Annotated in this window: 16 protein-coding genes, 1 pseudogene and 1 CRISPR repeat array (1 of these 18 cut by a window edge); of the genes and pseudogenes, 13 read left to right on the top strand and 4 right to left on the bottom strand. The window is 41.9% G+C overall.

Going from position 1 to position 20,008, the window contains the following annotated elements:
- A CRISPR array of direct repeats spans positions 1 to 127; the repeat unit is 31 nt; it begins 958 nt to the left of the window's first position.
- A 193-nt stretch (positions 128 to 320) separates the two neighbouring features.
- Entirely contained in the window at positions 321 to 1,676 is a 1,356-nt protein-coding gene (locus tag BN3283_RS06315) for an MATE family efflux transporter (RefSeq protein WP_041503741.1), read from the top strand.
- Between the two features lie 265 nt (positions 1,677 to 1,941).
- Here BN3283_RS06315 and BN3283_RS14190 read toward each other — a convergent pair whose 3' ends face one another.
- The 3 genes from BN3283_RS14190 to BN3283_RS06325 are packed head-to-tail and all read right to left on the bottom strand — an operon-like array spanning position 1,942 to position 3,772.
- A complete protein-coding gene (locus BN3283_RS14190) occupies positions 1,942 to 2,094 on the bottom strand; it encodes a twin-arginine translocase TatA/TatE family subunit (protein ID WP_491044381.1) in 153 nt (50 codons plus the stop codon).
- A 6-nt stretch (positions 2,095 to 2,100) separates the two neighbouring features.
- Positions 2,101 to 2,922 carry a carboxymuconolactone decarboxylase family protein gene (locus BN3283_RS06320; RefSeq protein ID WP_082667076.1) on the bottom strand — a complete coding sequence of 274 codons (822 nt, stop codon included), beginning with the start codon at positions 2,920 to 2,922 and terminating at the stop codon, positions 2,101 to 2,103.
- A 4-nt stretch (positions 2,923 to 2,926) separates the two neighbouring features.
- Positions 2,927 to 3,772, bottom strand: a complete 846-nt coding sequence (locus BN3283_RS06325) for an aldo/keto reductase (RefSeq protein ID WP_041503740.1) — start codon at positions 3,770 to 3,772, stop codon at positions 2,927 to 2,929.
- A gap of 567 nt (positions 3,773 to 4,339) precedes the next feature.
- Here BN3283_RS06325 and BN3283_RS06330 point away from each other — a divergent pair.
- The 11 genes and pseudogenes from BN3283_RS06330 to BN3283_RS06380 all read left to right on the top strand — a co-directional run bounded on the left by BN3283_RS06330 (position 4,340) and on the right by BN3283_RS06380 (position 15,831).
- Complete coding sequence (locus tag BN3283_RS06330) at positions 4,340 to 4,921, top strand: Crp/Fnr family transcriptional regulator (RefSeq protein ID WP_082032906.1); 582 nt, start codon at positions 4,340 to 4,342, stop codon at positions 4,919 to 4,921.
- A gap of 78 nt (positions 4,922 to 4,999) precedes the next feature.
- The gene (locus tag BN3283_RS06335; protein ID WP_041504933.1) at positions 5,000 to 5,434 is read left to right on the top strand and encodes a DUF4405 domain-containing protein; all 435 of its coding nucleotides are present in this window, start codon (positions 5,000 to 5,002) and stop codon (positions 5,432 to 5,434) included.
- Positions 5,435 to 5,692: 258 nt separating this feature from the next.
- The gene (locus tag BN3283_RS06340) at positions 5,693 to 6,613 is read left to right on the top strand and encodes a DUF5655 domain-containing protein (protein ID WP_286137567.1); all 921 of its coding nucleotides are present in this window, start codon (positions 5,693 to 5,695) and stop codon (positions 6,611 to 6,613) included.
- A 162-nt stretch (positions 6,614 to 6,775) separates the two neighbouring features.
- Positions 6,776 to 6,973 carry a helix-turn-helix domain-containing protein gene (locus tag BN3283_RS06345; protein ID WP_059026112.1) on the top strand — a complete coding sequence of 66 codons (198 nt, stop codon included), beginning with the start codon at positions 6,776 to 6,778 and terminating at the stop codon, positions 6,971 to 6,973.
- A 2-nt stretch (positions 6,974 to 6,975) separates the two neighbouring features.
- A complete protein-coding gene (locus tag BN3283_RS06350; RefSeq protein ID WP_059026113.1) occupies positions 6,976 to 8,508 on the top strand; it encodes a type I restriction-modification system subunit M in 1,533 nt (510 codons plus the stop codon).
- Positions 8,509 to 8,513: 5 nt separating this feature from the next.
- Positions 8,514 to 9,376, top strand: a pseudogene (gene dinD, locus BN3283_RS06355) (DNA damage-inducible protein D).
- Between the two features lie 2 nt (positions 9,377 to 9,378).
- A complete protein-coding gene (locus BN3283_RS06360; protein WP_041504930.1) occupies positions 9,379 to 10,095 on the top strand; it encodes a hypothetical protein in 717 nt (238 codons plus the stop codon).
- A gap of 4 nt (positions 10,096 to 10,099) precedes the next feature.
- A complete protein-coding gene (locus tag BN3283_RS14195; RefSeq protein ID WP_070807461.1) occupies positions 10,100 to 11,338 on the top strand; it encodes a restriction endonuclease subunit S in 1,239 nt (412 codons plus the stop codon).
- Positions 11,331 to 11,978, top strand: coding sequence for an abortive infection family protein (locus tag BN3283_RS06370; protein ID WP_059026114.1), 648 nt, complete (start codon positions 11,331 to 11,333; stop codon positions 11,976 to 11,978). Before BN3283_RS14195 ends, BN3283_RS06370 begins: the two co-directional genes overlap by 8 nt.
- Complete coding sequence (locus BN3283_RS06375; protein WP_059027195.1) at positions 11,968 to 15,186, top strand: type I restriction endonuclease subunit R; 3,219 nt, start codon at positions 11,968 to 11,970, stop codon at positions 15,184 to 15,186. Before BN3283_RS06370 ends, BN3283_RS06375 begins: the two co-directional genes overlap by 11 nt.
- A 108-nt stretch (positions 15,187 to 15,294) precedes the next feature.
- Complete coding sequence (locus tag BN3283_RS06380; RefSeq protein WP_286137568.1) at positions 15,295 to 15,831, top strand: GIY-YIG nuclease family protein; 537 nt, start codon at positions 15,295 to 15,297, stop codon at positions 15,829 to 15,831.
- A 406-nt stretch (positions 15,832 to 16,237) separates the two neighbouring features.
- On the opposite strand, the gene BN3283_RS06385 is transcribed toward BN3283_RS06380, so the two are convergent.
- A complete protein-coding gene (locus tag BN3283_RS06385; protein WP_059026115.1) occupies positions 16,238 to 16,465 on the bottom strand; it encodes a helix-turn-helix transcriptional regulator in 228 nt (75 codons plus the stop codon).
- A 225-nt stretch (positions 16,466 to 16,690) separates the two neighbouring features.
- Between BN3283_RS06385 and BN3283_RS06390 the strand changes: the two genes are divergently transcribed.
- Complete coding sequence (locus tag BN3283_RS06390) at positions 16,691 to 20,008, top strand: SusC/RagA family TonB-linked outer membrane protein (protein WP_059026116.1); 3,318 nt, start codon at positions 16,691 to 16,693, stop codon at positions 20,006 to 20,008.

Consider the following 20,008-nt stretch of genomic DNA (forward strand, 5'->3'; position numbering starts at 1 on the left):
TTTATATGTTTCTCACATTTCGTTAGAACCGCTATTAATTGAACTAAAGTGGAATTGAAATATTTTTATTTATCGTGTTGAAGGTTGCTAACTTATCTATTAATTGAACTAAAGTAGAATTGAAATCATTGAGGGGTTGTTATAATTAATAAGGTGTGTTTTACTATTGATTGAACAAGGGATTGGTGAATTCGATGATTAGGCAATTGGTGATAGAAAAATAAGACTGATTCGTCGAGGAAGGGGAGAGCGTAAGGGGAGGAGATGCTTTATCGTTTATTTATGTACCTTTGCGCCGGTAAAAACAAGACCTGATTTTAATGACGAAATCCATTGATTTGACGGTAGGACCTATCAGCCGGACGATGCTTTTGTTTGCGGTTCCCATGATAGTAGGAAATCTGTTACAGCAGTTTTATAATGTGGCTGACACGTTGATTGTTGGACGATACTTGGGTGCGGATGCGTTAGCTGCAGTCGGTTCGGCTTATACGCTGATGATTTTTCTTACTTCTGTGCTTCTCGGTTTATGCATGGGGAGTGGGGCTATATTCTCTCTCCGGTATGGAGCAAAAGACGGTGTAGCCTTAAGACGGAGTATTTATGTTTCATTAGTATTGATCAGTTTGGTAACGGTTGTGCTTAATATAGCTGTTTTTACATGGATTGATCAGATTATCGGTGTACTGCAAGTGCCCGAAGAGTTGTATGACCTGATGTATGATTATTTATGGGTTATCTTTTGGGGAATAGGTTTCACTTTTGTTTATAATTTCTATGCATCGCTATTACGTGCGATCGGGAATTCCATCGTTCCTTTATGGTTCTTAGCCATAGCGGTAGTATTAAATATTGTCTTCGATCTCCTGTTTATCCTCGTTTTTGACTGGGGAGTTATGGGAGCCGGTGTTGCCACGGTTATTTCTCAGGCTGTATCGGCTATCGGATTGTGTATTTATGCTGTTCAACGATTTCCGGAACTTAGAATACGACGTACGGATATGCATTTAGATTGGCCTACTATAAGAGAGATTACTTCTTATTCTATGCTGACATGTGCTCAACAATCCGTTATGAATTTTGGTATATTGATGATACAGGGATTAATAAACAGCTTTGGTACTGCTGTAATGGCAGCTTTTGCTGCTGCGGTTAAGATCGATTCGTTTGCTTACATGCCAGTACAGGATTTTGGTAACGCTTTCTCAACTTTTATTGCTCAAAATTTCGGAGCTAAACAGACAGACCGTATTCGCCGTGGGATTCGTAGTGCTATTATGACTACTACCGTTTTTTGTGTTATTATTTCCGTTCTCGTGTTTTTGTTTGCCCGTCCGTTGATGCTGATTTTTGTACGACCAGATGAAACGGAAATCATCTCTATCGGAGTGCAGTATCTTCGTGTAGAGGGGGTATTTTATTGCGGGATAGGTTGTCTTTTCCTGTTGTACGGTTTTTACCGTGCAGTCCGAAAACCGGCGATGTCCGTGGTATTGACGGTCATTTCTCTGGGAACTCGTGTTATTTTGGCTTACGTGTTGGCAAATATTCCGTCTATCGGTGTCGTGGGAATCTGGTGGGCTATTCCTATCGGCTGGTTCTTGGCTGATATAATCGGATTAGCCTATTATCGTAAAACTATAAACGAGTATCGATTGAGAAACGAGATTAATTGATAAATAAAATTCCAATATTAAATGGGTACTTGATTTTGCCCCTCAGGCTGGCCCCGGAGGTGTTGATATTCTGAAAATAGTTGATTGCTAAAACTGTACGGAGTGGAAACACGCGTGTTGAATCGGGTTGTAAAACGTAATATAGGAAACAAAGGGGACGGTTCTCAAAGATTATTTTAAACCCCGAGAATCATCCCTGGTTAACTGTTCCGGCATCTCAACTCGTTCCGATACGATTTCCGGTTATTCGATTTTGTTCTCGATACTATTCATTCTCTCCCTCCTTGAAAGAGCGTACACCTTTCCCGATACCTTTCATGAGTTCGGGAATCTTTTTACCGACGAAAAACAGCAGTACGACCGAAGCGATAACAAGTACCTCTTGCATTCCGAGACCACCGAAATCATAATCTCTTATATGTCCTTACTTTAATTTGTCATATTCTTCGTCCGTCACCGGTTCGAGCCACTCGTTGGAGGTATTTTCTCCGGGTATCTCGAAGGCGAGGTGTGCGAACCAACTGTCGGCTGCCGCACCGTGCCAATGCTTTACGCCGGCGGGAATATGAATGACCGTGCCGGGCAGGATCTTTTGTGCGGGATTACCCTCTTCCTGATACCAGCCGCATCCGGCCATGCCGACGAGCATCTGACCGCCGCCTTTCGTTGCCCGGTGGATGTGCCAGTTGTTACGGCAATGCGGTTCGAATGTCACGTTAGCGAACGGAATCTGCGAATTCGATACACGGGCGAGGTAACTGTTGCCAACGAAATATTCGGCATATGCCGTGTTCGGTTCGCCGATAGGGAAAATCATCTCCTGCTGGAAACGTTCTTTCTCCGTTACCGCATCCTCGTCCGCCCAAACCTCCTTAGCCATGCAGAACCCTGCCCATGCGTTGGGCCAGCCGGCATAAAAGGCTGCTTGTGTCAACAACGCGGCAATCTCACGGCGGGTGATGCCATGTTTTTTGCCCATCTCCAGATGCGAACGGAAAGAGGAATCGATCACTCCTTTGCCGAGGAGGATAGAGATGGTAATCATGCTGTGGTCGTGAAGACTGAGCGTGGAATCGTTCCAGACGGCTTCGCCGAAAAGAACATCGTCATTGAGTGCCGCAAATTTTGGGGCGAACTCACCGAGAACGGTGCGTCCGGCAGTTTGGGTTATTTTATTCTGAGCCATAAGTGTAATGTTGGTAAATGTCGTAAGCATCGCAATGAATATAAAAATTATCTTTTTCATAAAATCAATCTGCTTTTAAAGTCAGTAAAAAATTGACGAACTCCGGATCGTAATGCGAGAAGAAGAGGGTTTTGCCTTCGTCCAAAGCGGCGATTGCCGACATGTCGTCATCGGCGAGCGTGAAATCGAACACTTCCATATTCTGACGCATCCGCTCCATACGGGTGGATTTGGGAATCACGATTACGCCCCGTTGAATCAGATAACGCAGAGCAACCTGTGCGGCGGTTTTACCGTATTCGTTACCGATTTTCATCAGCGTAGGGTCGTGGAACATATTGTTTCGGCCCTCGGCAAAAGGTCCCCACGACATGATTCGAGTTCCGTATTTCTCCATGATTTCCTGAGCCTTGAACTGCTGGTTGAACACATGAGTTTCCACCTGATTGACCATCGGTTTGATTTTCACGTGTTCCGCGAGGTCGATAAAGCGATCGGGATAGAAATTACTCACGCCGATGGCACGTGTTTTTCCGTCGTTATAAGCAGCCTCCATCGCGCGATAGGTTCCGTAATAATCGCCGAACGGTTGGTGGATGAGTAAAAGATCCACGTAATCGGTCTGTAATTTAAGCAGGGATTCGTTAATGGATTTCATCGCTTTTTTTTCGCCGCCATTGGTAATCCATATCTTGGTGGTAAGAAAGATTTCTCCACGGGCGATTCCGCTCTTCCGGATGGCATCGCCTACCTGCTGTTCGTTGAAATAGGCTTGTGCCGTGTCGATCAAGCGATAACCGACACGCAAGGCATCGGTTACGCAACGTTCGCACTCTTCGGGTGTTACCTGGTAAACACCGTAACCAAGTATCGGCATTTCAACGCCATTGTGTAATTTTACTGTTTCCATGTCTTATTGTCGTTATTTATTGATTCTATTCTTTTATAATGAATGCGTTAGGGTTATTTCTCCCCCTTCCGTTCAATAACTCACTTTGCTTATCTGTCGATTTACCAGTTTATCTATTACAAAATTACAGAAGAGTTCTCATTCCGTTGATATCAATTTTACGGATTGAATAACCAATTTCATCGGTCACTACGAAACAGACTGTCGTGTCGATGAAAAGGATAGGGCAGATTGTTTTGATACATGCCGAATCATCTGAAAGTTTGTTAAACTAAAATTCTCCTCTTATTTTTCACTTTCGTTTGAATACAGATTTAACAACACCAAATAAAGAAGATATTTTTTACATTTTAATCTGAAAGGAATGATATAGTTTTTTTCTGTTTTTAATATTGATCTTGCAATATCGTGGTAATGAAAACGGGATAGTATGGTTTTGAATAATTTATTTGATCTTTAGGAAGATTCTCGAGGTTTGTTTTAATTTCCGGAAACCGTTCCCGAGAGATATAAAAAAGAGCCCATTCATAAAGGTATACCATACATACTTTTTTTATATTTGCAAATATGATAAACGACTGTTCAAGCAACTTATTTGGCTCTTTGGTAGAAAAATTGTCTTCGAAAGAATGTTGTATTTTAGAGCATTTTTGTAAGAATGTCAATGGATTATCTCTTCCTTCAAAAACAATATTGCTAAATGAAGGTAAGATAGCCGACACGTTGTATTTGATTAGAAAAGGCTGCTTGCGCCTTTTTTTCTGCAACGAGGAGAAAGATGTTACCTTTCAATTTTTTTTTGAGGGCGACTTTGTGGCTTCGTTTGATAGCCTGTACAAAAGTCAACCGAGTCTTTTTTCATTGGAAAGTATAGAGCCATCCGAGGTCTTCTCTGTAAAAAAGGAGCATTTTTACACTCTTGTCGAGCAGATTCCCTTGTTAAGAAAAGTGTATGAAGAGAAACTCATAGATCGTTTTCATGTTTATCAACGATTATTCCTTTCTCGAATAAAGAGCACTCCGGCACAACGATATAAGGAATTATTGAAAGAATGTCCCCACATCATACAGCGAATTCCGCAGCATTATATAGCATCTTATCTTGGAATTACCCCCGTGTCCTTGTCCCGAATTAGGAATAGGCGTTAATGCCATTTCTTTACAATTGTTATCGTATCGTTTCTGATAAAATGGCGAACTTGGCCCCGTCTACATAAAAACAGAAACATGATAAAGAATATTTTTTTAATAGACTGGTTATTAATTCCCTCGTTTATCTTTTCCTTGTATACCGGAATAGAACTGCACGTTGCCGGTCATGGAAACAACCATGAAATATGGCATAATTGGGCCGTTTTTCATGTAGTGATGAGTCTTTTGTTTTTTATTTTTGGAATATGCCATATAACAACACACTGGAATTGGTACAAGGGAATTGTGAATAAAGGAGTAGGAAAGAAAAGCAGGGTTACGTTATGTTTATCCGTGCTGTTTGTATTTGTTACGGTCACGGGTATCGTTTTGCTCTGTATGGACGGGGCGAACTCCAATATAGGATTATGGCATTATAAGATAGGGATTGTAACGAGCGTACTATCTATTGGCCATATCTTCAAACGTATTCCGATGTTACGCAAATTTTTAAAAAAGAGAACTGTCTAATGATTTCGAATTGAAATGGGTGCTACTGCTCCCTCCGGTTTCAAGACAAGCCCTATTAATTGAATTATGGAAAATATGGTGGAGTGTATGGAAAAATGAATTAAATAATCGGAGACGATACTTGGAATAATTAATTTGAAATTTGACATTATAGAGCTTTTTTTATAATATCTTCTTTTATATCTTTGTAAAAACTCAAAAAAATGCAAGTGACACAAGTTCTTGTTCAGGGTTAGAATGTGATCTAAAGAAGAATTAATGATGCAACCATCACTTTACAAAATATCAAAAAATCTTGAGCCTTTGAAAGAGACTCCGTTTAAGAAAGAACGAGAGTTACAGAATATATTTGAAGCTAATCTACCTCAGATTATGGGGCTGATGTTAGTAAAATCCGAGTTCGTGATTAAGAACAAACGGGTCGATACGCTTGCGTTTGATCAGGAATCAAAGGCTTTTGTGATTATCGAGTACAAGAGGGATCGAAATAGTAGCGTGGTAGATCAAGGTTTTACGTATCTAAGTTTAATGCTTCAGAATAAAGCGGACTTTATATTGGAATACAATGAGCAGAATCCAAATAAAACATTATCGCGTAATGATGTTGATTGGTCGCAAAGCCGGGTTGTGTTTGTATCTTCCGATTTTACAGATAATCAGATCGAGGCGACTAATTTTAAAGATATAGCTATCGAGTTGTACGATGTCAAACGATACGGGGATCATCTATTGATTACTCCCATTAAAAAGAGCAAAGCTGCGGAGAGTATAAAACCGATTACGCAAAGGAATAAGGAGTATAAAAGTGTCGTCGACGAAATTAAGGTATACACGGAAGAAAATCTTTTATCCAATAAATCGGAAGAGGTTATTGCGTTGTACGAAAAATACAGATCGGCAATTATTAACTTGACGGATGATATCGAGGTTAAGCCTCAGAAATGGTACATTGCTTTTAAAAAAGACAGACGGAACATCTGTGATATCGAGATTCAAAAAGTAGGGCTAAAAATAGCTATCAATGTAAAGAAAGGAACTCTTGATGATCCGAAAAAGATAACAAGGGATATTTCCGGATTAGGTCACTTAGGCAACGGTGATTACGAGTTAAAAGTATCGGACAATAAGAATTTAGAGTACACTATGAGTCTTATTAAACAGGCAATTATTGAAGGGTAATGCTTTGTAAGGACGTGTCTCAATTTGTTTTTAATATTTTGATCCCCAAGGACGGTTTGCAAGGTTCATTTTAACCCCTAAGAACCGTCCCTGGGGGTTAATGTAGCGTAATTTTTTATATCTTTGTAATATGACAGACGTAAATAGCAAAACTTATTTTTTATGAACCAAATAGAAGAAGTCCTCGAAGAAAAAGGAATCAAGCAAACATGGCTCGCGGGGAAGATTGGCAAAAGTTTCAGTCAAACCAACGCCTATGTCTGCAACTATCGCCAACCCAGCTTGGAGCAACTCTTCGAAATCGCCAAAATCATTGGCGTGGACGTGAAGGAATTAATTGATAGTAAAGAAATGAAATAGATATGGCAAAGAAAAAAGAGATGGTTGAAGAACCATTGGAAAAACAGTTATGGAAAGCGGCGGACAAGTTGCGAAAAAATATAGATGCGGCGGAATATAAACACGTGGTATTGGGATTGATTTTCCTAAAATACATTTCAGTTTCGTTTGAAGAGCTCTATCAGAAACTGATGGGCGAAGTTGCTGAAGGGGCAGATCCTGAAGATAGAGAGGAGTATAAAGCTGAAAATGTATTTTTTGTACCTGCCGATGCTCGCTGGACACACATTGTGTCAAAAGCCAAAGATCCGCAAATCGGGAAATATGTAGATGCAGCAATGGATGCTATCGAGAAAGAGAATGCCTCGCTGAAAGGTGTTTTACCCAAAGTCTTTGCCCGACAGAACCTTGACCCGGCAAGCCTTGGAGAACTGATAGACCTCATTGGAAATAGTACCATATCGTTAGCAAACACAAAGAGTGCTGATGTGTTGGGACATGTCTTTGAGTATTTCTTAGGCGAGTTTGCACTTGCCGAGGGCAAGAAAGGTGGACAGTTTTACACGCCACGAAGCGTTGTAGAGTTATTGGTAAATATGTTGAAGCCCTACAAAGGACGAGTGTTTGACCCCTGCTGTGGTTCAGGCGGTATGTTTGTACAGAGCGAGAAGTTTGTAAAAGAGCACCAAGGACGTATCAATGATATATCGATTTATGGTCAGGAAAGTAATCAAACTACGTGGCGACTCTGTAAAATGAACCTTGCTATTCGGGGAATTGATGCCTCGCAAGTGAAGTGGAACAACGAAGGGTCGTTTATGAACGATGCTCATCAAGACTTGAAGGCTGATTATATCATTGCCAATCCGCCGTTCAATGATAGCGACTGGAGCGGTGACCAACTTCGCAAAGACGGACGTTGGCAATACGGCGTACCTCCAACGGGTAATGCTAACTTTGCGTGGATTCAGCACTTTATTTATCATCTCTCGCCATCAGGACAAGCAGGTTTTGTGTTGGCAAAGGGGGCTTTGACTTCCAAAACAAGTGGAGAGGGCGATATTCGCCGAGCACTGGTTGAAAAGGGATTGATAGATTGTATTGTCAACCTACCTGCTAAACTATTCTTGAACACTCAAATCCCTGCCGCCTTGTGGTTTGTAAGCCGCAATCGCATAAATGGTAGTTTCCGCAACCGTAGCAAAGAGATTCTGTTTATTGATGCACGCAATATGGGTTATCTTATCAATAGGCGTACCCGTGAACTTTCAGAAGATGACATTGCCAAAATCTCTGATACCTATCACAACTGGCGTAATGTGGAGGGGCAATATGAAGACATTGCAGGTTTCTGCGCTTCTATACCCATTAGTAGAGTTGCAGAGTTGGATTATGTACTCACCCCCGGACGATACGTTGGTTTGCTCGACGAAGAGGATGATTTCAACTTTGAAGAGCGATTCAATGCGCTGAAAAATGAATTTGCCGAACAACTCAAAGAAGAAGAACGCCTCAATGCACTGATTAAGGAGAACTTGGCTAAGATTAAAATTTAGGGACTATGGATATTCAACGTATCAATCAATATAAAAGCTCTTTTGACTCCATTGCAAAGGAGATAACTGACGAAAATGGAGAATCGATAGAGGTATGGTATGCCCGTGAGTTGCAAGCCCTGTTAGGATATGCTCGCTGGGAAAACTTTGTGGTAGCCATCAACAGAGCTATCGATTCTTGTAAAACTCAGGTTGTCTGCGTGGATGACCATTTTCGTGACCTCACGAAAATGGTTTCTTTGGGCAGTGGTGCTCAACGATCGGTACAGGATTTTATGCTCACTCGCTACGCCTGTTATCTGATAGCACAAAATGGCGACCCAAAGAAAGAGGAGATAGCTTTTGCTCAAAGCTACTTTGCGGTGCAGACACGCCGTGCGGAAATAATAGAGGAGCGATTGAATTTGCTCTCACGTTTGGAGACCCGTGAACGACTTCGTGCATCCGAGAAACAATTAAGCCAGAATATCTACGAACGTGGTGTGGACGACAAAGGTTTTGGTCGTATCCGTTCAAAAGGCGATGCTGCTCTGTTTGGAGGGAAAACCACTGAACAGATGAAAGTTAGACTTGGAGTAAAAAGTGGAGCACTTGCCGATCATTTGCCAACTTTGACCATAGCAGCAAAGAACCTTGCCACCGAGATGACTAACTACAATGTAGAGCAAAAAGATTTGATGGGGGAGGCTCCAATTACAGGCGAACATATCCAAAATAACCTAAGCGTAAGAGATATGCTGGGGAAACGAGGCATTCAACCCGAAATCTGCCGCCAGCTGAGGATATAAAGAAAGTGGAACGCCGTGTGGCAAAAGAAGAGAAGGCTTTGGAAAAGAGTACGAAGAAATTACCTAAGAAGGAAGAATAATTATGGATGCAATAGATATATTTAGACAACAACAAGCGCAACAGCAATCTCAAGAGTTACTAAATCTTGAGATGTGCTATTCTGCACTATGGAAAGCATATAGTTCTGAAAATAGGGATATGATGCTACGTTCAATATCTTATTATCAGAACTTATTCCCATTAAACATAGTAGAAATCAGAGGGCAGATCATCAATGAATTTGTATCTCGCGGCTTGCCACAACCGATATTTTCTCCATTTCTGACTCCAACAGACTATGAGGTAAAATTAAATATACTTGGTTGTATAAAAGCGATTGATAATCACGTAAATCGATTAAATTATTACAAAATTCATTATACATACGCAACCCAGACATTGTTCGAGCCACAACAGCTGTTCACTTCGCAACAAGTACTTTTGCGAGAGGATAAAGGAGTGTTAAAGGTTGCTGATCTATTGAGTGTATTAAAATATGCCATTAAGGTAGCACAGGCAATAGACCCCGAGAATGAAAATTACGACAAAGCAAATGCCGCAATTACAGCATTTCAAGGTATTGATGCTGTACTAAACAATAAGCCCGACGATAAACCTGTCAATAAAATGCTCCACTTGGCTAATGATTTTCTGACTACGGCTGTCAGGGCAAGTGCCGAGAAAAAAGAGACAAAGGGAGGAATTTTGGTAGTTTCGCTGTTGGTTGATTTGGCAATAGATTTTTTCTGCAAAAAGTAAGATTATGAGTGAGTGGAAAGAATATAAATTAGGGGATTTGTGTGAAATAACTTCGTCTAAACGTGTTTTTTATTCAGAATACGTTCCTTTTGGCGTGCCATTTTTTCGTTCAAAAGAGATAATAGATCTGCATAACAATAGAAATATTGCGACCGAACTGTTTATTTCTGAGGATAGATACAATGAAATCAGGGTAAAGTTTGGAGTCCCACAAACTGATGACATACTATTAACATCTGTTGGCAGTTTGGGTATTCCATATAAAGTTAAAAATGGAGATAGATTTTATTTTAAAGATGGAAATCTAACGTGGTTTCGCAATATCGACAAAAATAGTATCTCACCAGACTATTTGATGCACTGGTTATGTTCAAGTATTGGGAAACAAAAATTAGATGAGGTAACGATAGGTTCAACTCAACCTGCACTAACGATTAGCGGATTAAAATCTATTGACATTTTACTCCCACCACTTGCGGAGCAGGAACGGATAGCAGGCATATTGAGTTCATTGGATGATAAGATTGATTTGCTGACACGGCAAAATAGCACCCTCGAATCAATGGCAGAAACCCTCTTCCGTCAATATTTTATCGAAACTACCGATACACAAAGTGGAAAATTAGGAGATTATATTACAGAAACTACTGGCGGTGATTGGGGAAAAGAAAATTGTGAAGATGAATTTAGTAAAGCTGTTCAATGTATTAGGGGTACGGACATTGCAGACCTAAATAGTGGCATTGCTACTAAAACACCTATCAGATTTATAAAAGAGGTGAAATTTGAAAAGATTGAACCGCGTAATGGAGATCTAATACTTGAAATATCAGGTGGAACTGAAACCCAATCAACAGGTCGTGTTACATATATTAATGATGATATAAAGTCTCTATTTGATTATCCGCTTGTTTTCTCTAATTTTTGCAGAATGTTGAGGATAAAGGATGTTAGATACTCTTACTTTACGTACTGTTATATAAATTACCTATATCAGCAAGATGAGTTTTTTAATTTAGAAAACGGCAGTTCTGGTATCAAGAATCTTGACTATAAAGCTCTTCTTTTTGATTTGGAGTACCCAATGCCCAAAAATGAGCAAGCAATAGATGACTTTGATGTCTTAGTAAAACCTGTATTTAAAAAAATCAACAAAAACAAACAACAAGTTCGCAGTTTGATTAAACTACGCGACAGTCTATTACCAAAATTGATGAATAGAGAAATTATCATAAATGGATAAGTTAAAAGCTAAAATATCACAGTATGGCAGATGGGCTCCGATAGATGAATACATTGTAAGAGTTGAGACCTACTTGGAAACGGATTTTTCTATTAGTTTAGAAAATGCGAAGTGTCTTCTTGAGACTATTGGAAAAGAAATATGCGATGCAAAAGGTCGTCCTCTTGCTGATAAATCTTCTATTAATGGTGTGTTGAAAAATGCCTTTTCGGTAATGGGATATACCAGTGAAGATATGGTGACTCAAATTTCATCATCGTTAGCAACAATTGGTCAAAAAGTTGGAGGACTGCGAAATGAAATTGGGGTATCTTCTCATGGTAAGACTTTAGACCAATTACAAAAAAGAAACGAGGCTGTTAATGAATTGACAAAATGTTTTCTAATTGACTCAATAGAAATTATAGCTTGTTTCTTGATAAGTTTATTTGAGGGAGAACATATTTCTGATAGTAAAGAGAGAATTCCATCTTACGAAGAAAGAGAAGATTTTAATGATTACTGGGATGAAATCTATGGTGATTTCGCAATGGGCGACTATTCGTTTACAGCAAGCGAAATTTTATACAACAATGATATTGAAGCCTATGATAACGAATATAAGTCATACTTATTAAATGATTTTGACGATGACGAATAACAAACTAACCGAATCAATCATAGAAAACTTCGCCATCGAGTTATTCCAACGGCTCGGTTACGAATACATCTATGCGCCTGATATTGCGCCCGATAGCGAAAATCCTGTTCGCAGCTCATTTGAAGAGGTGATACTCACGGAGCGATTGCAAAAAGCAGTGCGGCGTATCAATATATCGCTACCTGCCGATGCACTTGATGAGGCGATTAAAACCGTGCTTCGTATTGCTTCGCCCGATACGCTTGCCAACAACGAGCAGTTTCACCGACTGCTTACCGAAGGGGTGCCCGTAACCATCCACAAAGAGGGTGCAGAGCGTGGCGAAAGGGTATGGTTGGTCGATTTTGAAAATCCGGAGCTCAACGATTTTGTGGTGGCAAACCAATACACCATTATCGAAAACGGACACAATAAACGTCCCGATGCGATTCTCTTTGTAAACGGATTACCTCTGGTAGTCATTGAACTGAAAAATGCAGCAGATGCCAACGCTACTATACAGAGTGCCCACCGCCAAATAGAGACCTACAAACAGGCTATTCCTTCGCTATTCAACTACAATTCGTTAATAGTAATCTCCGATGGCTTGGATGCTCGTGCCGGTTCGCTCTCGGCAGGGTTCAGTCGTTTTATGGCATGGAAAACCGAAGATGGCAAAGCCGAAGCATCAAAACTTGTCAGCCAATTGGAGGTGATGATAAAAGGGATGCTGAACAAAGAGACTTTGCTTGACCTGATACGTTCGTTTACGGTTTTCGAGAAGTCAAAATCGGAAGACCCTAAAACAGGAGTCACTATGATAAAGACCATCAAAAAGATAGCTGCTTATCATCAATACTATGCTGTAAACAAAGCGGTGGAATCAACGATTCGTGCCACAGGGTTTAATCAAATGTTGAACTGCGTGGTAGAACCACTCGCACGGTATGGACTTCGAGACGTTGTGGAGCAACCCACAGGAGACCGGAAAGCAGGTGTCGTATGGCATACGCAAGGTTCGGGAAAATCATTATCGATGGTGTTCTATACCGGAAAAGTGGTACAAAAACTCAACAATCCCACCATCGTTGTTATTACAGACCGCAATGACTTGGACGACCAGTTGTTCGACACTTTTGTAGCATCAAAACAGTTACTCCGTCAAACTCCTGTGCAGGCTGAGAATCGGGAAGAATTGAAAAAACTCCTAAAAGTTGAGTCGGGAGGTGTTATATTTACTACCATACAAAAATTTCAACCCGAGACGGGTAATGTATATGATACGCTGACCGACCGAAGTAATGTGATTGTGATTGCCGATGAAGCCCACCGAACACAATACGGATTCAAAGCCAAAACAGTCGAGGTACGCAACGAAGCGGACGAAGTGGTAGGTTCTGAGATAAAATATGGATTTGCCAAATATCTCCGTGATGCACTGCCAAATGCCACCTATTTAGGATTTACTGGAACACCCATTGAGGCGACAGATGTGAACACGCCTGCCGTGTTTGGACATTATGTGGATATATACGACATCGCTCAGGCAGTTGCCGACGGAGCTACCGTGCGCATATTCTATGAAAGCCGTCTTGCCAAGATAGACCTAAGCGATAACGGGCGAGAATTAGTCGAAGAGTTGGATAAAGAATTATCGCAAGATGAACTGACTGATGTGCAAAAGGCAAAAGCCAAATGGACGCAACTCGAAGCCCTGATCGGTAGTCCGAACCGTATGCGTAATATCGCCAAAGATATAGTAACGCACTTCGAGACACGTCAACAAGTGTTTGAGGGCAAAGCAATGGTAGTGGCTATGAGCCGACGCATTGCTGCCGAACTATACGATGCTATCATCAAAATTCGCCCCGAATGGCATTCGGACGACCTTGCCAAAGGAGCAATCAAGGTAGTTATGACAAGCTCCTCGTCTGATGGGGCAAATATTGCCAAACATTACACTACTAAAGAGCAACGCCGTGCCCTTGCCGAGCGAATGAAGAATCCGGATGATGAACTGAAATTGGTTATCGTGCGAGATATGTGGCTCACTGGGTTTGATGCTCCGTGTTTGCATACGCTATACATAGATAAACCGATGCAAGGACATAACCTTATGCAAGCCATTGCCCGTGTAAACCGTGTGTATAAAGACAAGCCTGGAGGGTTGGTCGTAGATTATCTTGGTATTGCATCCGACTTAAAGAAGGCCCTGTCGTTTTATTCAGATTCGGGTGGTAAAGGCGATCCTACTCTTCAACAGGAACAAGCGGTAGATATTATGCTCGAAAAGTTAGAGGTTATCTCGCAGATGTTTCACGGATTTGAATACGAGAACTATTTCGAAGCCGACACGTCTGGAAAACTTTCGTGGATATTGCGTGCCGAAGATTTTATTTTCGGTATTGAAGATGGTAAGAAACGCTTCGTAAATGAAGTAACCGCACTGGGAAAAGCATTTGCCATTGCCATTCCGCACGACAAGGCAATGGATGTAAAGGATGAAGTTTCATTCTTCCAAGCCGTGAAAGCACGTTTGTGTAAGTTTGACTCCACAGGTGACGAGCGTACCGACGAAGAGATTGAAACAACCATCCGCCAGGTGATCGACAAAGCACTGGTTTCGGAAAAAGTGATTGACATCTTTGATGCAGCCGGCATTAAAAAGCCGGATATCTCCATTCTTTCCGAAGAGTTTCTGCTTGAACTGAAAGGGATGGAGCATAAAAACATAGCGTTGGAGGTGTTGCGTAAACTGTTGAGTGACGAGATAAAAGTACGAGCTAAGCGCAATTTGATTGAAAGCCGCTCACTGATGGAGATGCTCGAAAGTTCCATCACCAAGTATCATAACAAGGTGATTACGGCTGCCGAAGTCATTGAAGACCTTATCCGTCTGAGCAAACATATTGTGGAGCAGGATAATGCCGCTAAGGAGTTAGGATTGACAGATTATGAATACGCTTTTTACACAGCAGTAGCTGATAACAACAGTGCGATAGAGTTGATAGGCAAAGATAAGTTACTGGAATTGGCAGTGGTATTGACCGAGACCATCCGAAACAATACAACTATTGACTGGACAATAAAAGAGAATGTGAGAGCCAAAATGAAGGTGGCTGTTAAACGTATCCTTCGGAAATTTGGTTTTCCACCCGATATGCAGTTGTTAGCAACAGAGACCGTGCTTAAGCAGGCTGAAATGATAGCAGAGGAATTGATAAAATGAAAATCATGGCAAAACAAGACAATAAAGGAATAGTTTATGTTTAACTAACTCCGCAATGCCAGGTTTAGTTAAGATTGGAATGACAACCCGTGAAAGTATTGCACACGAATGAAAGAACTTTACAGTACAAGCGTTCTTATACCGTTTAACTGCGAGTATGCTTGTGAAGTGAAGGCTTCAGATTGTGCCAAGATTGAAAAAGCTCTCCACAAAGCATTTGAACCGAACCGAATAAATACTAATCGTGAGTTTTTTAGCATCAAACCAGAACAGGCGACAGCGATACTTGAACTCTTCGATCGGAAAGATATTACCAGTGAGGTGACTGCCGAAATCGAAAACGACTTGACCCCAGAGGATAAAGTCGCTGGCGAGAAAATAAAATCAGCTCGCCGCCCTCCGATGAATTATCGAGAGATGGGTATTAGCATAGGTGCTAAACTTACGTTTGTAAAAGATTCGTCGGTGCAGGTGACTATATCTGGAGATAAGAAGGTTTCGTATAGTGGTGAAGAATTATCGCTTACAGCTGTAACCAAAAAGCTATTGGGTATAACTCACGCTCTTCAACCTACTGCATACTGGACTTATGAAGGAAAGAACCTGCGTGATATTTATGATGGGACTTATTCGTTAGAAGAATAGATCCAATTTTTTTAATTTAGACGGAAGACTGTAGTCTTATACTGGATGAAAATAGTCGTCCGTTCAGAACTCAATTTTCAATGTAATTGTAAAAACAAGCTTTGTATCGTTTAAAAGAGCAAAACGTTAAGAGTCAATAGTGTAATATGCTGTATTAGATTATCAATTTAAAGTTAGTATAAATGTCGTAAAACTTATTCTTTTAAGCTTCTTTCTTGTATTTTGTAGTAGTAAACATGGAATAATTCAATCAATATTTGGATTGCCGAAAAATAGTTTATATATTTGCCAATGTGTAGTGTAAAAGGTGTGTGTTGGTTTTTTATGGTGTTGTGGGCATGATAGAATATTATCCCATTGTTATATTAGGAAATATATAAACTAAGACTATGAAAAAAACTACGATTTATAAAGGGTTTTTGGGTAAAAATTCGTGTAGGGAACGTTTAAAAACTTTTGCAATTTCGTTGATATGATTAAGGTTGTATTTTGCGCCTTCACGACCTGCTTCAATGTCACCGATAAATCCTGATGAAAGATTGATTGCGTCACCAAATTCTTTTTGACTCATACCAAATTCATTCCTTAATTTTTTAATTTTATTAACCACATATTCTTCTATAGGAGTTCTCATAATTATATAATGTTTAATATACCTTGCAATTAAGGGATTTTTGCACGATAAATAGCACGTGTATACACGTGTAAATTAAAGGAGTAATACAAGATTAATTGAAAAATGGAGGAAAAATGATATGAGCTACAATAAAATAAAAAACGGAGGAAGTGTCTCTCTGTCTGGTAAACGTGGACACTTCCTCCTGAATCAGTCAATTATTATTAACTAACAATCAAAGTTATGAAAAAAACTTATGATCGAAAAGTGTTTAAGCGAAAATTGCCCGGCAGGAGGATTCGGGTGATTATTATTTTGTTGCAAACGGTGGTGCTCGTGGGATTTCCCCTGATGATGCAGGCGAATACCCAAGATTCTACCCGGCAAAAAAGTTACGCGATCAAAGGGAAGGTCGTGGATGAAAAGAATGAGCCTTTGCCGGGGGTGACCGTCCGGTTGGATAGTACTTTCTTGGGATGTACGACCGATAAAAAGGGACATTTTTCTTTTTTGCTACCCCGAAAGACGGGAAAGCTGATTTTCTCGTTTGTGGGATTTAAAACGGTAAAAATGGATTTTAACGCCGATAAGTTTTTGTCCGTGAAGATGAAAGAAGATGTTTCAACGTTAGACGAGGTGACGATTGTTGCTTACGGGACGCAGAGCAGGAGGGAGGTGATTGGGGCCATGTCGACCGTAAGGGCCGAGGAGATAAAGGATATTCCTACCCCTTCGTTAGCCAATCTTTTACAGGGGAGAGTGCCCGGGATGAACGTGATCAACGCTACCGGGGCTCCCGGTGGGGGCGGTATATCGGTGACGATACGAGGGTTTAACAGTCTCTCGATCGAAGCCTCCCGGAGAGGGTCGGAGCCGCTTTGGGTGATCGACGGGATTCCCATGTTGTCGTTTACTTCGCCCATTACCGGAACCAATACCGTGGCGGAGATCGACCCGAACGATATCGAGAGCGTGCAGGTGCTGAAAGATGCCGCTTCCGCTTCCATATACGGGTCGAGGGCGGCAAACGGGGTGATTCTAGTCACCACGAAAAAAGGACGCCTGAATGAACGGGCTAAGGTGAATATCAATGTATCCCGTACGTTTGCCTTTAATCCTTCCTTGCCCGATCTGACCGGGGGAAACAAGGAACGACACCACCGGATGGAGGCGTTGAGGAATTTACAACAGGCTTACTACGATCCGGAAACCAATACGTATCAATACGTGGAGTCCTACGAGGAGTCTTTACGGAAGGGATTGCATTACAATTATTTCTGGAACAAGGGAGGAGGAACCTCGGTTGCTCCTTATCAGGATAGTCTGAACAAGTTCTACAACAACTCGACCAATATGTTCGATTACTATTTTCGGGCGGCGAAGGTGACGGATGCCAACCTGCAACTGAACGGGGGAACCCGGCAGGTCAGCTACAACGTGGGACTCGGTTATTATAACGAGAATGGCGTGTTGCGTAACACCGGGTTTAGCCGGATCAAGTTGTTGAGTAATTTTACGATACGACCCTTTGAAAATATGGAGGCCAACCTGCGTTTTTATATAGCACGCACGGGCCGGAAACGTTCTTCCCGTCTAAGTAGCGTCAGCGGTTTCTTTTCGGGAATGGAACTGGAACAGATACCGGAGGAGTTGATGGATTATCCGACCCTCTATCCCGGCCCGGGGCATCCCGCTTTCGAGGAGACGGTGAAGCGTTTTAACTCGATTATCGAGAAAAACGAGTCCTATCGTTTACGGGCGAGCTTCGATCTGAGCTACGAGTTTATCAAGGGATTGGAGTGGAGGTCTTCGCTCTCCCTCGATTATTCGCAACAGAATCATAATTTCTTTACCCCTTCCGAACTCGACGAGTATTACGAGTCTTTCTCGTTGGGGCAGATCGGGCGTAACCTGATGTTGTTGAACGAGAATCTGTTGACTTTTAAACATCGTTTTAGGGAGGATCATGCCATCGATCTATTGGTCGGACTCTCTTTGCAGGCGGACGAGATGAATTTTAACAAGGGGTGGGGGAAGCGGGCCCCGAGCGATCTGATCCATTACGTGTCGTGGAGGGGAAACGTGTTCGATGTACCGGATAAACGAGCGTTGAAGGATTTTATGAGTAGTCGGGAGAAAAGTACGATGGTCGGCCTTTTCGGACGAATCAATTACAATTTTAAACAAAAATATCTGGCTTCCTTTACCTTACGCCGGGATGCCTCTTCCAAGTTCGGGGAAAAAGTGCGATGGGGGACTTTTCCCTCTTATGCCGTGGGATATGCCTTTTCGGAAGAGCCGTTTATGGATTGGAGCCGGAACGTGCTGGATTTCGGGAAGATCAGGGTGAGCCTGGGGAAGTCGGGAAGGCAATTCGACCAGCCTTATATAGCGTATGGTTTATTGCTCCCGGGAGATCCTTTTTTAGGAAAGCCGACGGTTCAGCCCTATTTGGCGGAAGGGTTGATCAACCGGGAACTGACCTGGGAGGAGACCCGGCAATGGGATGCGGGGATAGACCTCGATTTCTTTAATTACAGGTTGGGCATTACCTTCGATTACTATTACCGCTACACGGATAAGTTGTTGTATAAGGTCGGGTTACCGGGAGACTATTCAGGCTTTCTCCTGCAATGGCAGAATGCTTATGCTATTTCGAACGAAGGGGTGGAATTACAGGTGAAATGGGATATTATCCGGAAGAGCAAATGGCAATGGAACATGACCTTTAATATCGCCCGTAACTGGAATCGCTTGGAAAAAAGTACGAACGGGAGAGACTTTTGGACGGAGAACAGGTACAATAATTTGAATATTATCGGGAAACCCCTGAACGGGATTTACGCTTTTCAGACGAACGGTTACTACTCGGATCAGAAGGAGGTTCCCTACACCTACCAGAGCGGAAGGTACACGCCTCTCAATGTATCCACCACCCAATTCTATCGCCCGGGAAACCGGGTTTTTATGGATACGGACGGGAACGGTAAGATAGAGGCTGACTTGCCGTATGCCGACGATAGGGTGTATGTCGGCTCACCGCTCCCCATCGCCCACGGTGGGATCACCTCCTCGCTGAATTGGAAGAGGTTTGACCTGAATGTATTGTTTAACTACGTGTTGGGACGTCATATCCTGAATGCCGGGAGGGGAGCAAGCGTGGGAACGGTTCTCGGAATAAGTGTAAAGGATATCGTGAAACCCGTTTTTGCCGATCTGACCAAGGTCACTTTCTGGGAAAAACCGGGAGACAAGAGCGATTTTCCGAGAAATAGCGTGGAGATGGGTTTGAAAGATTTCTCCACCCATATAGCGAGCAACGTGCAGAAGGTAAACTTTATCAAATTAAAGACCATGACTGTCGGGTATACCCTGCCGGAAACGATAAAGAAAAAGATCGGGTTCGGTGTGCGTGTTTTCGTGTCGGGAGAGAACCTCTTTACCTGGACAAACTACACGGGCCCCGACCCGGAATCCGTCGATATGGTGTCCGGCATCGATAATTTAAGCAATTATCCTTTGGCCCGGCGAGTGACTTTAGGTTTAACCGTTAATTTGTAA

Source organism: Gabonibacter massiliensis, assembly GCA_001487125.1.
Taxonomy (GTDB): Bacteria; Bacteroidota; Bacteroidia; order Bacteroidales; family Marinifilaceae; genus Gabonibacter; species Gabonibacter massiliensis.

Bases quoted from the DNA above. Each gene is read 5' to 3' on its own strand.
- BN3283_RS06315 (WP_041503741.1), top strand. From the start codon at position 321: ATGACGAAATCCATTGATTTGACGGTAGGACCTATCAGCCGGACGATG.
- BN3283_RS06320 (WP_082667076.1), bottom strand. From the start codon at position 2,922: ATGAAAAAGATAATTTTTATATTCATTGCGATGCTTACGACATTTACC.
- BN3283_RS06325 (WP_041503740.1), bottom strand. From the start codon at position 3,772: ATGGAAACAGTAAAATTACACAATGGCGTTGAAATGCCGATACTTGGT.
- BN3283_RS06330 (WP_082032906.1), top strand. From the start codon at position 4,340: ATGATAAACGACTGTTCAAGCAACTTATTTGGCTCTTTGGTAGAAAAA.
- BN3283_RS06335 (WP_041504933.1), top strand. From the start codon at position 5,000: ATGATAAAGAATATTTTTTTAATAGACTGGTTATTAATTCCCTCGTTT.
- BN3283_RS06340 (WP_286137567.1), top strand. From the start codon at position 5,693: ATGATGCAACCATCACTTTACAAAATATCAAAAAATCTTGAGCCTTTG.
- BN3283_RS06345 (WP_059026112.1), top strand. From the start codon at position 6,776: ATGAACCAAATAGAAGAAGTCCTCGAAGAAAAAGGAATCAAGCAAACA.
- BN3283_RS06350 (WP_059026113.1), top strand. From the start codon at position 6,976: ATGGCAAAGAAAAAAGAGATGGTTGAAGAACCATTGGAAAAACAGTTA.
- BN3283_RS06360 (WP_041504930.1), top strand. From the start codon at position 9,379: ATGGATGCAATAGATATATTTAGACAACAACAAGCGCAACAGCAATCT.
- BN3283_RS14195 (WP_070807461.1), top strand. From the start codon at position 10,100: ATGAGTGAGTGGAAAGAATATAAATTAGGGGATTTGTGTGAAATAACT.
- BN3283_RS06370 (WP_059026114.1), top strand. From the start codon at position 11,331: ATGGATAAGTTAAAAGCTAAAATATCACAGTATGGCAGATGGGCTCCG.
- BN3283_RS06375 (WP_059027195.1), top strand. From the start codon at position 11,968: ATGACGAATAACAAACTAACCGAATCAATCATAGAAAACTTCGCCATC.
- BN3283_RS06380 (WP_286137568.1), top strand. From the start codon at position 15,295: ATGAAAGAACTTTACAGTACAAGCGTTCTTATACCGTTTAACTGCGAG.
- BN3283_RS06385 (WP_059026115.1), bottom strand. From the start codon at position 16,465: ATGAGAACTCCTATAGAAGAATATGTGGTTAATAAAATTAAAAAATTA.
- BN3283_RS06390 (WP_059026116.1), top strand. From the start codon at position 16,691: ATGAAAAAAACTTATGATCGAAAAGTGTTTAAGCGAAAATTGCCCGGC.